Consider the following 14,512-nt stretch of genomic DNA (forward strand, 5'->3'; position numbering starts at 1 on the left):
CGGCGCACCATGGAGGTATGAGCGACACCGACACCCGTCCCAGCACCGCCGCGGGCACTGACTCCGACACCGGCACCGCCGGCGCGCGCGAGCCGCTGCCCGCGCACGTCGACGTCGTGGTGGTCGGCGCCGGCCTCTCCGGCATCGGCGCGGGCTACCGCCTGCAGACCGAGGTGCCCGACCGCAGCTACCTCGTGCTCGAGTCGCGCGAGGCGATGGGCGGCACGTGGGACCTCTTCCGCTACCCCGGCATCCGCTCCGACTCCGACATGTTCACCCTGGGCTACCAGTTCAAGCCCTGGCGCGAGCCGAAGTCGATCGCCGACGGCCCCACGATCCTGCGCTACATCCGCGAGACCGCGGAGGAGTTCGGGATCGACGAGCACATCCGCTACGGCACCAAGGTGCTCGGCGCCGACTTCTCCACCGCCGAGGCCCGCTGGACGCTGACCCTGCTGCGCGACGGCGTCGAGACCACGATGACCTGCGACTTCCTCTACTCCTGCGCGGGCTACTACGACTACGACGAGACCTACACCCCCGACCTGCCGGGCCTGTCGGACTTCGGCGGCACCGTGGTGCACCCGCAGTTCTGGCCCGAGGACCTCGACTACTCCGGGCAGCGCGTGGTCGTCATCGGCTCCGGGGCCACCGCGGTCACGCTGGTGCCCTCGATGCTGCGCGACTCCACCGGCGACGAGGGCGTCGACGGCTCCGGCGCCGCGGCCCACGTGACGATGCTGCAGCGCAGCCCCACCTGGATCTCCGCCGTGCCCAGCCGCGACACCAAGGCCGACTGGCTGCGCGAGCACCTGCCCGCCGACCTGGCCCACACCCTGATCCGCAGCAAGAACATCGCCTTCGGCACGGCCTTCTACCAGTTCTGCCGGCGCTACCCCGACCGCGCCCGCAAGCTCCTCACGGGCCTGGCCACCAAGGTCCTCGGCGACGAGCAGCTGGTCGCCGACCACTTCACGCCCTCCTACGACCCGTGGGACCAGCGCCTGTGCGCCATCCCGAGCGCCGACCTCTTCAAGGCGATCAAGGGCGGTGACGCCGAGGTCGTCACCGACACCATCGACCGCTTCGTGCCCGAGGGCGTGCGGCTCAGCTCGGGCCGCGTGCTCGAGGCCGACGTCGTCGTCACCGCCACCGGCCTGCAGCTGCTGGCCTTCGGCGGGATCAGCCCCCAGGTCGACGGCGAGACCGTGCCGCTCTCGGAGCAGTTCGTCTGGCAGGGCGCCATGATGACCGGCGTGCCGAACTTCGCCGTCTGCATCGGCTACACCAACGCCTCCTGGACCCTGCGCGCCGACCTGTCGCACCGGCTGGTGTGCAAGGTGCTGCGCTGGATGGACGACCGCGACCTCGCCGCCGTCGAGCCCCACCCCGACCGCGAGCTCGCCGAGCGCCCGCTGCTCGACCTCGCCTCCGGCTACGTCCAGCGCTCCATCGGCGCCTTCCCGCGCCAGGGCGACAGCGGCCCGTGGCGGGTGCGGCAGAACTACGTGCTCGACTCGCTCACCACCCTGCGGGCCGACCTGCGCCGGACCCTGCGGACCACCCCGCGCTCCGCCGTACGCCGCGACGCGCAGCCGGTCGGAGCCGGCCGGTGAGCGCCCGCACGATGCGCGCCCAGCGCCTCGACACCCGCACCCTGACCTTCGAGGTCACCGACGTGCCCGTGCCGACCCCCGGCCCGGGCGAGGTGCTGGTGAAGGTCGCGTTCTGCGGCATCTGCCACTCCGACCTCAGCCTGCTCGACGGCACCTTCCCCGCCATGGGGCCGCCGGTGATCACCCAGGGCCACGAGGCCTCGGGCACCATCGCCGAGCTCGGCGCCGGTGTCGAGGGCTGGGCCGTCGGGGACCGGGTCGTGCCCGCCGCCGGCCGCCCGTGCGGTCGCTGCGCCTTCTGCCGGCGCTCCGACTTCAGCAGCTGCACCCAGCTCGCCCTCATGGCCTTCGCCTACGACGGGGCCTGGGCGGAGTACACCCTCGCCCAGGCCGGCGGGCTGACCCGGATCCCCGACAACGTCTCGATGGAGCAGGCCGCGATCCTCGCCGACGCCGTCTCCACGCCGTACGGCGCGGTCGTCCACACCGGCGACGTGCGCGTCGGGGAGTCGGTCGGGGTGTGGGGCGCCGGCGGCGTCGGCACCCACGTCGTGCAGCTGGCCCGCCTCGTCGGGGCCACCCCGATCGTGGCCGTCGACCTCGACAAGACCGTGCGCCAGCGCGCCCTCGACCTCGGCGCCGACCTCGCCCTGGACTCCCGCGACCCCGACCTGGCCGCGAAGATCGCCGAGGTCACCGGCGGGCAGATGCTCGACGTCGCCTTCGACGCGGTCGGCCTGAAGGTCACCTTCGACCAGGCCCTGGCCAGCCTCGGCTCGCGCGGGCGCCTGGTCGGTGTCGGCATGAGCGGCGAGGAGTGGTCGCTGGGCCCGAGCATGCTCTTCAACCTCAGCCGCAAGCAGGTGCGCGGCCACCTCGGCTACGACGTCTCCGACATAGGGGTCCTCGCCCGGCTCGTCTCCACCGGACGACTCGACCTGAGCCGCTCCATCAGCGGGATCGTGCCGCTGGAGGACGTCGCCGAGGGAATCCGGCTGCTCAAGGACCGCGAGGGCAGCCCCGTGCGGATCCTCGTGCAGCCCTAGCGTCCCCGTCCGCGCACCACCTCTGGTCCCGCCGGTGTGGCTGCACGTGGATCGTGCAATTGCGCGGTCGGTGTGCGTGGATCGCGCAATTGCGCGGGTCGTCGTTGGGCGGTCGGGTGGGTTTGCGCGGCTGGTGCAGTTTTGCGGGGTGGCGGATCGTCGAAGCGGCGCAAACCTTGAGCCGGCCCCTGATGTGCGGCAGCACCTGGGCCGTCCAGGAGTTGCGCAGCCGCGCGATTGCGCGGTTGGCGCGCGTGGATCGCGCGATTGCGCCAGCGGTGACCTCAGCCGGGGCCGCAGCCGCGCGGCCGAGGCGCGCTGGGGCGGACTAGGGCGCGGGCCAGCCCAGCAGCTCGGCCATCTGGGCGGGCAGCTCGCGGGCGGCGAAGGGCTTGGCGATGACGCCCCGCACGCCGGGGGCGTCGTCGACCTGGGCCTTGGCCGTCAGCAGCACGACCGGGATGTGGCGGGTGGCCTCGTCGGCGGCGAGGGCGGCCGTCGCCTCGAGGCCGTTCATGCCCGGCATCATCATGTCCATCAGGACGGCGTCGGGCTGGTGGGCGCGGGCGACCTCGACGGCCTCGGCGCCGCTGGCGGCGGTGAGCACGCTCCAGCCGGCGATGATCTCCAGGGTCATCTGGACGACCTCGCGGATCGCCTCGTCGTCGTCGGTGACCAGGATCGTGGGGGCGGACACGCGGGTACCTCCGAGAGCAGGAGGAGCCAGGCTAGTCGCGCACGGCCGCCAGCGCGGGCCTTCCGCCACTTCTTTGCTTGGGGCCGTGGAAGGTGCCGGCGTAGTAGGTCTGCAGGTCCACCGGCTCGATGCTGACCTCGGCCAGCCGGGAGAGGAGCCGCCCCGCGTTGCCGCTGAGCCGGCGGTCGTCGTTGAACGCGCAGATGTCCCAGGCGGCCACGGCCCGCTCGGCCACCATCAGCGCCGCCATCTCCTCGATGATGGCGTGGAAGACCCGCGCACTGCGGTGGGTCGGCGCGACCAGGGTGAAGCCGAGGTAGTAGACCGCGCCGCGGGCGGCGTGGTCGGGGAAGCGCTCGGCCAGGAAGCCCGGGCTGATCCACGGCACGGTGTCGAGGTCGTCGGTCAGGGTGGCCATGCCCACGGCCTCGCCGGCCTCGTCCCAGGCCACCCACTTCTGCACGCGCGGGTCGACCATCTCGGCGTGGAACTCCTCCTCGTGCAGCAGCTGGCGCGCCGCGGCGAGGGTCTCGAGCTCGCTGAAGGTGTCGCGGTAGAGCCGGTAGTAGCGCTGGGAGGTCGCCTCGTCGACCTCCTTCTCGACCGTGATCGTCAGCCCCGGGCGCACGCGCCCGACCGGCCGCGTCGCCGGCGCCGCCGCGAAGGCGGCGGCCCGCGCCCGGCCCTCGGTCGGCTCGGGTGGGGCGGCGAGCGCCGTCGTGACGACGCCGTCGTGCCGGCCCGCCGGCGCAGCGGCGCTCGGGTCGACCCCGGGCACGCCGGCGCCCGGGGTGCTGCCGCTCCCGCCGCCGACGCCCGGCGGGACCGTCGGAGCGGTCGCGACGGTCGGGGCGACGCCGGACGGGCGGCCCGCGGGGGCCGAGGAGGCCGTGGGAGCGAGGGGGCCGGTGACGGCGGCGGGGTCGAACCACGACGAGACGAGGTAGGCCGCGAGGACGACCGCGCACGCGGGCAGGTCGACGCAGGTCACCGACGCGACGGCCGTCTGCACCGCGCCGTAGTGGCCGCGGCGGGTCGCCTTCATGTCGGCCAGGCTGAGCTCGATCTGCTCCAGGACCGACTCCTCGGTGGGGCCGTGGTGCTCCACGAACAGCCCGGCTCCCTCGGCGTCGACGCACCACCCCAGCCCGGCCCAGCCGGTCTCGCCGGGTCGCTCGGCGTAGGCCTCGGCGCGCACGCAGAACAGCACGTCGCCGTGGCCCCCGGGCAGGTCGGCGCCGACCTGGCGCACGCGGGAGCCGGGCGGGATCACCGAGGAGAGGGTGACGAGGTTGAAGTCGGCGACGCCGGCGCCCTGGAGCGCCGCGTCGAAGGCCGACAGCGGGGTGCGGCCCGACCCCGATCCCGTGCGCACCGTGATGTCGAGGGTCTGCGCCGCCTCGCCGGAGCGTCCTGCGCGCAGTGTCGTGTCGTGGCCCATGCGTCTCCCGTCGACCGCTGCGGTCCCCGCCGCACGCGTCGACGACCCGCGTGCGCCACCGTCCCGGCCCGGGGCGACGTCGTGCCGTCATCGGAATTATGTACGCCGCGCTCTCCCGCGCACCGACCGGCCCCCGTCGATCGGCGCGCCGGCACCCCCCGGACGGGCCATGCCCTGCTGCCCGATCGGCCCCCCGGGTGCCCGGCCGCCGCGACGTGACGGGTCGGACGGGCACAGGGGCACGCGACGTCGGGCGAGCGGGCCGGGCGGCCTGCCGCGGCGGGGGTCGGCGGGTCGGCGCGGGTCGGCCGCGGCGACTGTGCCCGTCCGACTCCGTGCCACCCCCCGCGCGCGGCGGCGGTCCGGCGGTGGACCCGGGGGAGCGGCGGTCCGGCGGTGGACCGGGGGAGCGGCGGACCGGGGTGCGGGGAGGGTCAGGCGGCGGGCAGGGTGAAGAACACCGACGTGCCGACGCCGACCTCGCTCTCGATCCAGATCCGCCCGCCGTGGCGGGTGACGATCTGGCGGCTGATGGTCAGGCCGAGACCGGTGCCGCCCTTCTCGCGGGTGTCGGAGGAGTCGACCTGCTCGAAGCGCTCGAAGACGCTGCTCAGCATGTCGGCGGGGATGCCGCGACCGTGGTCGCGCACCTCGAACAGCACCTGCGGCCCCGCGACCACCGCGCCGGTCTCGGCCGCCCGGCCCGCCGTGGCGGTGGCCGTGGCGGTGGCGGCGGCGGTGTCCATGGCGGTGGTGGTGGCGGTGGGACCGGACTCGAGGGTGACCACGGAGCCGGGCTCGGAGAACTTGCAGGCGTTGCCGATGAGGTTGGTGAGGGTCTGCATCACCTGGTCGGCGTCGGCGTGCACGACGCCGTCGGCGCGACCGACCTCGATGCCGACGCCGAGCGACCCGGCCATGCCCTCGATCTGGCGGGCGGCGGCCTCGAGCAGGTCGCGGGCGGGCTGGGCGGTGTGGGAGCGGGTGGCCTCGCCGGTCTCGAGTCGCTCGAGGTCGAGCAGGTCGTTGATCAGCCGGGAGAGGCGCTCGCTGCTCTCCAGCGCGACGGTGACCATGCGGGTCGCGCCGGCCGACAGCGGACCGAGGTGGCCGTCGGCGACCATCTCCAGGGAGGCCCGGATGGAGGTCAGCGGGGTGCGCAGCTCGTGGCTGACGACGGAGAGGAACTCGTCCTTGATCCGGTCGACCTCGCGGCGCTGGGTGACGTCGCGGAAGACGATGACCCCGCCCAGCACCTCGTCGTCGTCGATGAGCGGCGCCGCGGTCATGTCGGCGGGGAAGGTCGAGCCGTCGGCGCGGCGCAGCAGCTCGTCGTCGGCCACCTGCACCTGCCCGGTGCTCATCGCCGCGAAGACCGGGCACTCCTCCCACGGCACGAGGCGTCCCTCGACGGTGGTGGCGTGCAGCACCGGGTGGGCCGGTCGTCCCTCCAGCTCGGCCAGGGTGTAGCCGAGGGCCTCGCCGGCCGAGGGGTTGAGGAAGGTGACGCGGCCGTCGCGGTCGACGCCGTAGATGCCGTCGCCGACGGAGTCGAGGAGCAGCTCGTTCTGCCGGGCCAGCTGGCGCAGGTGCTCGGTCTGCTCGGCCACCCGCCGCTCGAGCCCGCGCCGCAGGGCGGCGTTGTCGGCGGTGAGCAGGACCTGCCGCACCCCGGCGGCGACGATCAGCACGAGCCACGCCACCGCCTGCGCGCCGTTGGGGTTGCGCGACTCCCCGAGGGTCACCTGCACCACGGCGGCGACGAGCAGCACCGCGAAGACCACCATCGTGCCGATCGACTCCGGCAGGCCCCGACCGGTGTCCTCGTCCTCGCTGGGCAGGGGGGCCCAGGCGGCCAGCCCGAAGAAGGCGTAGCCCGCGATCCAGCCGAGGTCGAGCACCGTGCCGAAGACGAAGCTGCCCTCGGCCGCGCGCACGGCGAAGGTCAGGTCGCCCACGGCGTAGAGCAGGAAGCCGGTGGCCACTAGGCCGAGCCCGAGGCGCTGCGAGCGCGAGACCCGCAGGAGCAGCAGCACCGCGACCGTGGCCAGCACGACGTCGAGCAGGGGCAGCAGCAGGGCGAGCGCCTGCGCTGCCGACCCGTCGCGCGCGGAGGAGTCGAGCAGCTGGGGGTAGACCAGGACGGAGACGATGAGCAGCAGCGCGCCGCCCGCGACCAGCCCGTCGAGGAACATCACGACCAGCTCGGCGCCGCGGCGTCGTGCGGTGGGGAAGGACAGCAGCCCGGCGGTGGCGATGAGCAGCGCCACCGCGAAGAGGCCGTCGCCCACGACGCTGGGGGAGGAGACGGGGTCCGACCCCATGGCCGCCGACCACGCGTTGCCGCTGATGGCCGCGACGCCGGCGATCGCCAGCAGCAGCCACGGCCGTCGGTCGCGGGGCGTCGTACGCCGAGCGCGCAGCGCCGCGCTGGCCGAGCCGAGCACACCCGCGGCGAGGAGCGCGACGGTCGTGACCGAGCCGCGCACGCCCATCGGCAGCCACGGCAGCAGCAGGAGGGTGGTCAGCACCAGCAGGCCCGCGACGACGACACGCGCGGTGTCGAAGTGCGTGCGCCCGAGCGCCGGCCCCCCCGAGTCCATGGCTCGACGCTATCAGCGCCGCCGCCCGGCGGGCGTCGTCCGATCGGGTCCGCCGGTGGTGGCCGTCCGGGTCCTCCCCGGGGGTGGTCCGGTCGCAGGTCCCGCCACGCCATCCTGGGCTCCGGGACGGCACCGTCGCCGTCCCGGGAGGGAGCACCATGATCACCAGCATCGTCTCGCGCGTCCTCGGACGCGGCCGCTCGACCGGCGCCACCACCGGTCGTCCCGTCGGGGGCACCGCCACGGGCGGCAGCCGCTCGCAGGACGAGGCCATCGGCCGCGGCGTGCGCAGCGTCCTCGGCAAGCTCACCGGCCGCCGCCGCTGACCTGCCGCTGACCTGCCGCCGACCCGCGGCACCCGTCGAGCCCCCCGCCCCGGCCCTGCCGGAGCGGGGGGCTCGGTCCGCTCCGCCGGTCCGCTCCGCCGGTCCGCTCCGCCGGTGCGCTCCGCCGGTCCGCTCGCGGCCACGCCGGTCCCGATCTCGCCCGCTCGCTGCCTGGCTCCCGTCGGTGCGCGCCCTCGGCGCACCCGCTGGGCCGCTGGTCCCATCAGCCTCCTGCGTCCCACCGGTCGGCCCGGACCCGCACTTGTCGGCCGACGCGTGGGCCGACAGGTGCGGGTTTCGCCAGCCGGCCGGTGAAACCCGCAGCCCCCTCCGGATCCCCAGACTCCCCACAGCCGGTTCGAGGACCACTGCTGGGCAGGTGCGGTAGGCAGGAGGGGCAGCCCACGACCACCGACCCAGGAGCGCCATGGCGACCCGCCTCACCGTGACCAGCGCCGAGACCACGCCGAGCGGCCTGCGCCGCGTGTGGTTCCGCAGCGACGACCTCTCGGCCGTCGCCGACAGCCACCACACCGACCGCTACGTCAAGCTCGTCCTGCCCCGCCCGGGCGTCGCCTACCCCGCGCCGCTGGAGGAGCTCGACCTGCGGGCGCTGCGCACCACGATGGCCCCCGAGGACCTGCCGGTCGTGCGCACCTACACCGCGCTCTTCCCCGACGTCGCCACCGGCACGCTGGCCATCGACTTCGTGGTGCACGGCGACGAGGGCGTCGCGGGGCCGTGGGCCGCGCGGGCCGCGCCGGGCGACACGCTGGTGGTCAACGGCCCGGGTGGTGCCTGGTCGCCCGACCCCACCGCCGACTGGCACCTGCTCGTCGGCGACGAGTCGGCGCTGCCGGCGGTGACCGCCGCGCTGGCCGCTCTGCCGCCCGACGCGGTCGTGCGGATCGTCGTGCTCGTGGAGTCGCCCGCGCACGCTCCCCGGCTGGATCCCGACGAGCACGGCGAGCTGGTCGTGGCGTACCGCAGCGACGGCGGCACCCTCGAGGCCGCGGTGCGCTCCCTCGACTGGCCGCCCGGGCGGGTCAGTGCCTTCGTGCACGGCGAGGCGGGCGAGGTGATGCGTCGCCTGCGCCCCCACCTGCTCGGCGAGCGCGGCGTCGACCGCGCCGACCTGTCGATCTCCGGCTACTGGCGCCGGGGCCGCACCGAGGAGGGCTTCCGCGAGTGGAAGCAGGCCCAGCCGCGCGACTGACACGGCCCGGCGGGGCCTGACGCGCGGATCGCACGCGCCGGCTGCGTGCGATCCGCGCGCCACGCCAGCCAGGCACCGGCGCCGGCGGCGCGCACCGGCGGCGCGCACCGGCGGCGCGGATCGGGGTCAGGCGCCGGGGTCAGGCGGTGGGGTCGAGGTGGGCGCGCAGGGTGAGCATCGCGGCGTCGACCAGGTCGGGCAGCGAGCGGGCGGGGTCGTCGAGCCACACGTCGTACGCCGCGAGCGCGAGGGCGAGGCTGACCTGGCCCACGGTCTGAGGGAGCAGGTCGCCGGGGCGGGTGCCGGTGCGCGCGGCGACGTGCTCGGCGATGACCTGGCGCCACTCGGCGTAGCGGAGCACGGAGTGCGCCTGGAGCGCCGGGGTGCGCAGGATCAGCCGCATCCGGTCGACGTGGGTGGGGTCGGCGGCGGGCGGGAACTCGTTGAAGGCGCGCACGGCGCGGTGCACGCCGCGCCACAGCGGCTCGTCGGCCGGGGCGTCGGCCAGCAGGTGGCGGAAGCGCGCGAGGGTGAGGTCGAAGCGGCCCCACGGGATGTCGTTCTTGGAGCGGTAGTAGCGGAAGAGGGTCCGCCTCCCGACGCCGACCTCGTCGGCGATCGCGTCGAGCGTGGTGCCCTCGAAGCCGCGCTCGGCGAAGAGTCGGAAGGCGGCCTGCTCGATGGCCGCGTGGGTGGTGACGACCGGTCGCCCCTGACGGCGCGCGCTGTCGTCGACCACGGCCGCAAGGTACACCCGCGGACGCGCGGCGGCCCTGCGCGGCCGGGCGGCGGCGGCACCTGCCCGTTCGGAGGGTTCTGAGGCCGCGCCGGATTCGGGGCCCCTGACCCCTGGCGTTTTGGCCACGGGTGCCATTAGCGTCCGATGTGACCTGCACCACGATCCGCAGCAGCACGAGAGGAGCACCCATGAACCCCGAGGACACCACGCCGGACACCACGCCCGAGGCCGCCGGCCCGGAGGCCGGCCTGACCGCGGAGAGCCTCATCGAGGAGGTCTCGATCGACGGCATGTGCGGCGTGTACTGATGCTCGACGAGGCCTGGACCCTGTCGCCCTCGGTGGCCCTGCGACCCGAGCCCTTCGGTGCGCTGGCCTACCACTTCGGCAACCGGAAGCTCACCTTCCTCAAGCGCCCGGAGCTGGTGGCAGTGGTCCGGGCCCTCGCCGACCACCCCGACGTCCGCACGACCCTCGAGGCCGTCGGCGTGCCCGAGCCGCAGCACGCGGCGTACGCCGGGGCCCTGCGCGGCCTGGCCGACTCCGACATGATCCGCCCGCGCGCCCAGGAGGCCGTCGCATGACCCTCGCCCCCGTCCGACCCGCCACCCCGCCCGCCACCCCGCCCGCCGCCCCGACCACCCGGGAGCGCCCCCTCGGCGGCACGCTGGTCGAGCAGTTCGAGCTCGGCCTCGACGCCCCCATCTGCCTGACCTGGGAGCTCACCTACGCCTGCAACCTCGAGTGCGCCCACTGCCTCTCGAGCAGCGGCCGGCGAGACCCCCGCGAGCTCACCACCGAGCAGGCCGAGGCGGTCATCGACGAGCTGCAGCGCATGCAGGTCTTCTACGTCAACGTCGGCGGCGGCGAGCCCACGATCCGCCCCGACTTCTGGCACCTGCTGCAGTACGCCGTGGACCACCAGGTCGGCGTGAAGTTCTCCACCAACGGCGTGCGCCTGACCCCGGAGAACGCACGGCTGCTGGCCTCGCCCGCCTTCGGCGGCTACGTCGACGTGCAGATCTCCCTCGACGGCGCGACCGCGGAGGTCAACGACCACGTGCGCGGCCCGGGCTCCTACGACACCGCGCTGACCGCGCTGGCCAACCTCCAGGACGCCGGCTTCACCGACGCCAAGATCTCGGTGGTCTGCACGCGGGAGAACATCGGCCAGCTCGACGAGTTCAAGGCCCTCGCCGACCGCTTCGGCGCGACGCTGCGCCTCACCCGGCTGCGCCCCAGCGGCCGCGGCGCCGACGTGTGGGACGAGCTGCACCCGCTGCCCCACCAGCAGCGCGAGCTCTACGACTGGCTGGTCGCCCACGGCGAGGACGTCCTCACCGGCGACTCCTTCTTCCACCTCGCCGCCTACGGCGAGTCGCTGCCCGGGCTCAACCTGTGCGGCGCCGGGCGCGTGGTGTGCCTCATCGACCCCGTCGGCGACGTCTACGCCTGCCCCTTCGCCATCCACGACGAGTTCCTCGCGGGCAACCTGCTCGCCGACGGCGGCTTCCAGAAGGTCTGGCAGACCTCCGAGCTCTTCCTCGGGCTGCGCGCGCCGCAGACCGGCGGGGCCTGCGCGAGCTGCCAGTTCTACGACACCTGCCGCGGCGGCTGCATGGCCGCGAAGTTCTTCACCGGCCTGCCCATGGACGGCCCCGACCCCGAGTGCGTGCAGGGCTACGGCGAGCAGGCGCTGGTCGCCCTCGACGCCGCCGGTGGGCGCCAGGTGCCTGCGTCGAGCCAGGACCACTCCAAGACCGCGCCGACGCGCAACCAGCCGGTGATGCTGACCCTCGGGCGGCGCCCCGACACCCTGACCCTGCCGTCGGCCCCGCCGGTCTCGGCGTGCGCGGAGAGCCCGCTCGCGGGCTTCGTGCCCCCGCCGCCCCAGCAGCCGGTCCAGCAGCCGCCCCAGCAGTCGGTCCAGCAGCCGGTCCAGCAGTCTGACCCGCAGTCGATCCCGCACGCCGAGCAGTGAGGTAGCGCCATGACCAAGCCCGAGTGGCTCTCCAAGGTGGAGAACCCCTGGAAGCAGAACCCGTGGTTCGAGTCGGTGGCGGTGGCCCAGGAGCGGGCCCGCAAGCGCCTGCCCGCGCCGGTCTACGGCGCTCTCGTGGCCGGCTCCGAGCGCGGCCAGACCATCGCCGACAACCAGGCCGCCTTCGCCGAGATCGGCTTCGCCCCGCACGTCGCGGGCCACCAGCCCGAGCGCTCGATGGCCACCACCGTCATGGGGCAGCAGATCTCCCTGCCGGTGGTGATCAGCCCCACCGGGGTGCAGGCCGTCCACCCCGACGGCGAGGTCGCCGTCGCCCGGGCGGCGGCGTCGCGCGGCACGGTCATGGGGCTGTCGAACTTCGCCTCGAAGTCGGTGGAGGAGGTCTGCGCGGTCAACGACCAGACCTTCTTCCAGATGTACTGGACCGGCGACCGCGAGGTGATGCTCCAGCGCATGCAGCGGGCCAAGAAGGCCGGCGCCAAGGGCCTCATCGCCACCCTCGACTGGTCGTTCTCGATGGGCCGCGACTGGGGCAGCCCCGAGATCCCCGAGAAGGTCGACCTGAGGACGATGGTGCGCATGGCGCCCCAGGTGGCGACCAAGGCGCGCTGGCTCTACCAGTTCGGCCGCACGGGCACGATCCCCGACCTCACCGCCCCCAACCTCGCCCCTCCCGGTCAGGCGAAGGGGCCGACGTTCTTCGGCGCCTACTACGAGTGGATGACCACCACCCCGCCCACCTGGGAGGACGTCGCGTGGATGCGCGAGCAGTGGACCCAGCTCAGCGGCATGCCGTTCATGCTCAAGGGCGTCTGCCGCGTCGACGACGCCCTGCGGGCCCGCGACTGCGGCGTCACGGCGATCTCGGTCTCCAACCACGGCGGCAACAACCTCGACGGCACCCCGGCCACCATCCGCGTGATCGCGCCGATCGCCGACGCCGTCGGCCACGACGTCGAGGTGCTCATGGACGGCGGCGTCCGGCGCGGCTCCGACGTGGTCAAGGCCCTGGCCCTGGGCGCCCGCGCGGTCATGATCGGGCGCGCCTACCTGTGGGGCCTGGCCGCCAACGGCGAGCAGGGCGTCGGCAACGTGCTCGACGTGCTGCGCTCGGGCATCGACTCCGCCCTGCTCGGCATGGGTCTGTCGTCGATCGACCAGCTCACCCCCGACCTGCTGGTCGTGCCCGACGGCTTCGTCCGTGCCCTCGGCGTGCCGGCCGACGCGCCGACCCCCGAGGGGGCCCCCGACGCGGCCCCGGACCCGGTCCACCACTGAGGGCCCCGGTGGACCCGCACCCCGCGCCGGCCGGCGTCGCGACGCCGGTCGACCGCCGTGACCTGGCCGACGCCACCTGGCCCGACCTCCCGGCGACCCCGACGGTGCTCGTGCCGCTGGGGTCGCTGGAGCAGCACGGCCCGCACCTCCCGCTCGACACCGACGCCGCGATCGCCGACGCCGTCGCCCGCCGGGTGGCCGAGCTGCTCGACCCCGACGGGTCGGGCGACCTGTGGGTCGCGCCGCCGGTGGTCTACGCCGCGAGCGGGGAGCACCAGATGTTCGCCGGCACCGCCTCGATCGGCACCGACGCGCTCCGCACCCTCCTGGTCGAGCTCACCCGCTCGCTGCGCACGTGGGCCGGCCGGGTGGTCTTCGTCAACGCCCACGGCGGCAACCTCCAGGCCCTCGGTGCGGCGCTGCGCCAGCTGCGCGCGGAGGGTCACGACGTCACCTGGGCGCCCTGCGCGACCGAGGAGGTCGACGCCCACGCCGGCTACACCGAGACCTCGCTGATGCTCCACCTGCGCCCCGCGTCGGTGCGCCTCGACCGCGCGGTGGCCGGCAACACGACGCCGGTGCACGAGCTGCTGCCCGCCCTGCGGAGCGGGGGAGTCGGCGCGGTCTCGGCCAACGGCGTGCTCGGCGACCCCGCGGGCGCGAGCGCCGCGGAGGGCGAGCGGGTGCTCGAGGCGATGGCGCGCGACGTGGTGGAGCGCCTCGCGCGCGAGGGCACCGCTGCGGCGCAGCCCGCCGGGGCCCCCGCGTGAGGGTCGCCCTGGTCACCGGCGCGGCCCGCGGCATCGGCGCTGCGACCGTCGCGCGCCTGGCCGAGGACGGCTGGGCGGTGCTCGCGCTCGACGCGTGCGCCGGCCCCGAGGCGTCGCCGTACGCCCTGCCGACGCGGGCCGACCTCGACGCCGTGGTGGCGCCCTGGCCCGAGGTCGAGGCGTGCGTCGCCGACGTGCGCGACCGCGCCGCCCTCGCCGCCGCCGTCGCCCGGGTGCTGGAGCGCTGGGGCCGCCTCGACGCCGTGGTCGCCGCAGCGGCCGTGGTCGCGGGGGGACGAGCGCTGTGGGAGACCCCCGACGAGGAGCTCGACCTGCTCTGGGACGTCGACGCCCGCGGAGTGTGGCTCACCGCCGCCGTGAGCGTGCCCGCGATGCTGGCCGGGCCCGACCCGTCGGGCTGCCGGTTCGTGGCGGTCGCGTCGGCGGCCGGCACCCACGGCCTCTTCCGGATGGCGGGCTACAACGCGGTCAAGCACGCCGTGGTCGGCCTCGTGAAGGGTCTGGCCGCCGACCTCGTCGGCACCGGCGTCACCGCCGTGGCCGTCTCGCCGGGCTCCACCCGCACCCCCATGCTCGAGCAGACCGCCGCGCTCTACGACACCGACGTCGCCGCCCTCGCCGCCCACCAGCTGCTGCGCCGACCGCTGGAGCCCGAGGAGCTCGCCGCGACCATCGCCTTCTGCTGCTCGCCGGCCGGCGCCGTGCTCCACGGCGGCGTCGTCCACGCCGACGGCGGCTTCCCCGGATGAGGGTCCCGC

At 75.0% G+C, this 14,512-nt stretch carries 14 protein-coding genes; 10 read left to right on the top strand and 4 right to left on the bottom strand.

The window, feature by feature from the left end; genetic code table 11:
* Positions 1-17: 17 nt before the first annotated feature.
* Entirely contained in the window at positions 18-1,616 is a 1,599-nt protein-coding gene (locus tag ASF50_RS00110; RefSeq protein WP_156718010.1) for a flavin-containing monooxygenase, read from the top strand.
* Positions 1,617-1,627: 11 nt separating this feature from the next.
* The gene (locus ASF50_RS00115; RefSeq protein WP_056904140.1) at positions 1,628-2,662 is read left to right on the top strand and encodes a zinc-binding dehydrogenase; all 1,035 of its coding nucleotides are present in this window, start codon (positions 1,628-1,630) and stop codon (positions 2,660-2,662) included.
* Between the two features lie 328 nt (positions 2,663-2,990).
* Here the strand turns inward: ASF50_RS00115 and ASF50_RS00120 are convergent, their stop codons facing one another.
* The 3 genes from ASF50_RS00120 to ASF50_RS00135 all read right to left on the bottom strand — a co-directional run bounded on the left by ASF50_RS00120 (position 2,991) and on the right by ASF50_RS00135 (position 7,403).
* The gene (locus ASF50_RS00120; RefSeq protein ID WP_056903108.1) at positions 2,991-3,359 is read right to left on the bottom strand and encodes a response regulator; all 369 of its coding nucleotides are present in this window, start codon (positions 3,357-3,359) and stop codon (positions 2,991-2,993) included.
* A gap of 31 nt (positions 3,360-3,390) precedes the next feature.
* Positions 3,391-4,800 carry a pyruvoyl-dependent arginine decarboxylase gene (locus ASF50_RS19345; RefSeq protein WP_200920008.1) on the bottom strand — a complete coding sequence of 470 codons (1,410 nt, stop codon included), beginning with the start codon at positions 4,798-4,800 and terminating at the stop codon, positions 3,391-3,393.
* Between the two features lie 434 nt (positions 4,801-5,234).
* A complete protein-coding gene (locus ASF50_RS00135; RefSeq protein ID WP_056903109.1) occupies positions 5,235-7,403 on the bottom strand; it encodes an ATP-binding protein in 2,169 nt (722 codons plus the stop codon).
* Between the two features lie 158 nt (positions 7,404-7,561).
* On the opposite strand from ASF50_RS00135, the gene ASF50_RS18680 reads away from it, so the two are divergent.
* On the top strand, positions 7,562-7,729 hold the full coding sequence (locus ASF50_RS18680; RefSeq protein ID WP_156697762.1) for a hypothetical protein: 168 nt from the start codon (positions 7,562-7,564) through the stop codon (positions 7,727-7,729).
* Positions 7,730-8,156: 427 nt separating this feature from the next.
* Positions 8,157-8,945: a siderophore-interacting protein gene (locus ASF50_RS00140; RefSeq protein WP_056903110.1), complete on the top strand. Its 789-nt coding sequence runs from the start codon at positions 8,157-8,159 to the stop codon at positions 8,943-8,945.
* A 139-nt stretch (positions 8,946-9,084) separates the two neighbouring features.
* On the opposite strand, the gene mftR is transcribed toward ASF50_RS00140, so the two are convergent.
* Positions 9,085-9,684 (bottom strand): mycofactocin system transcriptional regulator, encoded by a 600-nt coding sequence (gene mftR / locus ASF50_RS00145; protein ID WP_235557501.1) that lies wholly within the window; start codon positions 9,682-9,684, stop codon positions 9,085-9,087.
* 188 nt (positions 9,685-9,872) lie between these two features.
* On the opposite strand from mftR, the gene mftA reads away from it, so the two are divergent.
* From mftA to ASF50_RS00170, 6 genes are read left to right on the top strand one after another with little or no spacing between them, the layout of a single operon-like run.
* Positions 9,873-9,992 (top strand): mycofactocin precursor MftA, encoded by a 120-nt coding sequence (gene mftA / locus ASF50_RS19525; RefSeq protein ID WP_082502570.1) that lies wholly within the window; start codon positions 9,873-9,875, stop codon positions 9,990-9,992.
* Positions 9,977-10,267, top strand: a complete 291-nt coding sequence (gene mftB / locus ASF50_RS00150; protein ID WP_056863032.1) for a mycofactocin biosynthesis chaperone MftB — start codon at positions 9,977-9,979, stop codon at positions 10,265-10,267. The genes mftA and mftB overlap by 16 nt, the downstream gene beginning before the upstream one ends.
* Positions 10,264-11,664 carry a mycofactocin radical SAM maturase gene (gene mftC, locus ASF50_RS00155; protein WP_082502572.1) on the top strand — a complete coding sequence of 467 codons (1,401 nt, stop codon included), beginning with the start codon at positions 10,264-10,266 and terminating at the stop codon, positions 11,662-11,664. Before mftB ends, mftC begins: the two co-directional genes overlap by 4 nt.
* 9 nt (positions 11,665-11,673) lie before the next feature.
* Complete coding sequence (gene mftD / locus ASF50_RS00160) at positions 11,674-12,963, top strand: pre-mycofactocin synthase MftD (RefSeq protein ID WP_056903111.1); 1,290 nt, start codon at positions 11,674-11,676, stop codon at positions 12,961-12,963.
* Between the two features lie 8 nt (positions 12,964-12,971).
* Complete coding sequence (mftE, locus tag ASF50_RS00165) at positions 12,972-13,733, top strand: mycofactocin biosynthesis peptidyl-dipeptidase MftE (RefSeq protein WP_056903112.1); 762 nt, start codon at positions 12,972-12,974, stop codon at positions 13,731-13,733.
* The gene (locus tag ASF50_RS00170) at positions 13,730-14,503 is read left to right on the top strand and encodes a mycofactocin-coupled SDR family oxidoreductase (RefSeq protein ID WP_056863035.1); all 774 of its coding nucleotides are present in this window, start codon (positions 13,730-13,732) and stop codon (positions 14,501-14,503) included. Before mftE ends, ASF50_RS00170 begins: the two co-directional genes overlap by 4 nt.
* The last annotated feature ends 9 nt before the right edge of the window (positions 14,504-14,512 follow it).

The organism is Nocardioides sp. Leaf307, assembly GCF_001423135.1.
Lineage (GTDB): Bacteria > Actinomycetota > Actinomycetes > Propionibacteriales > Nocardioidaceae > Nocardioides > Nocardioides kribbensis.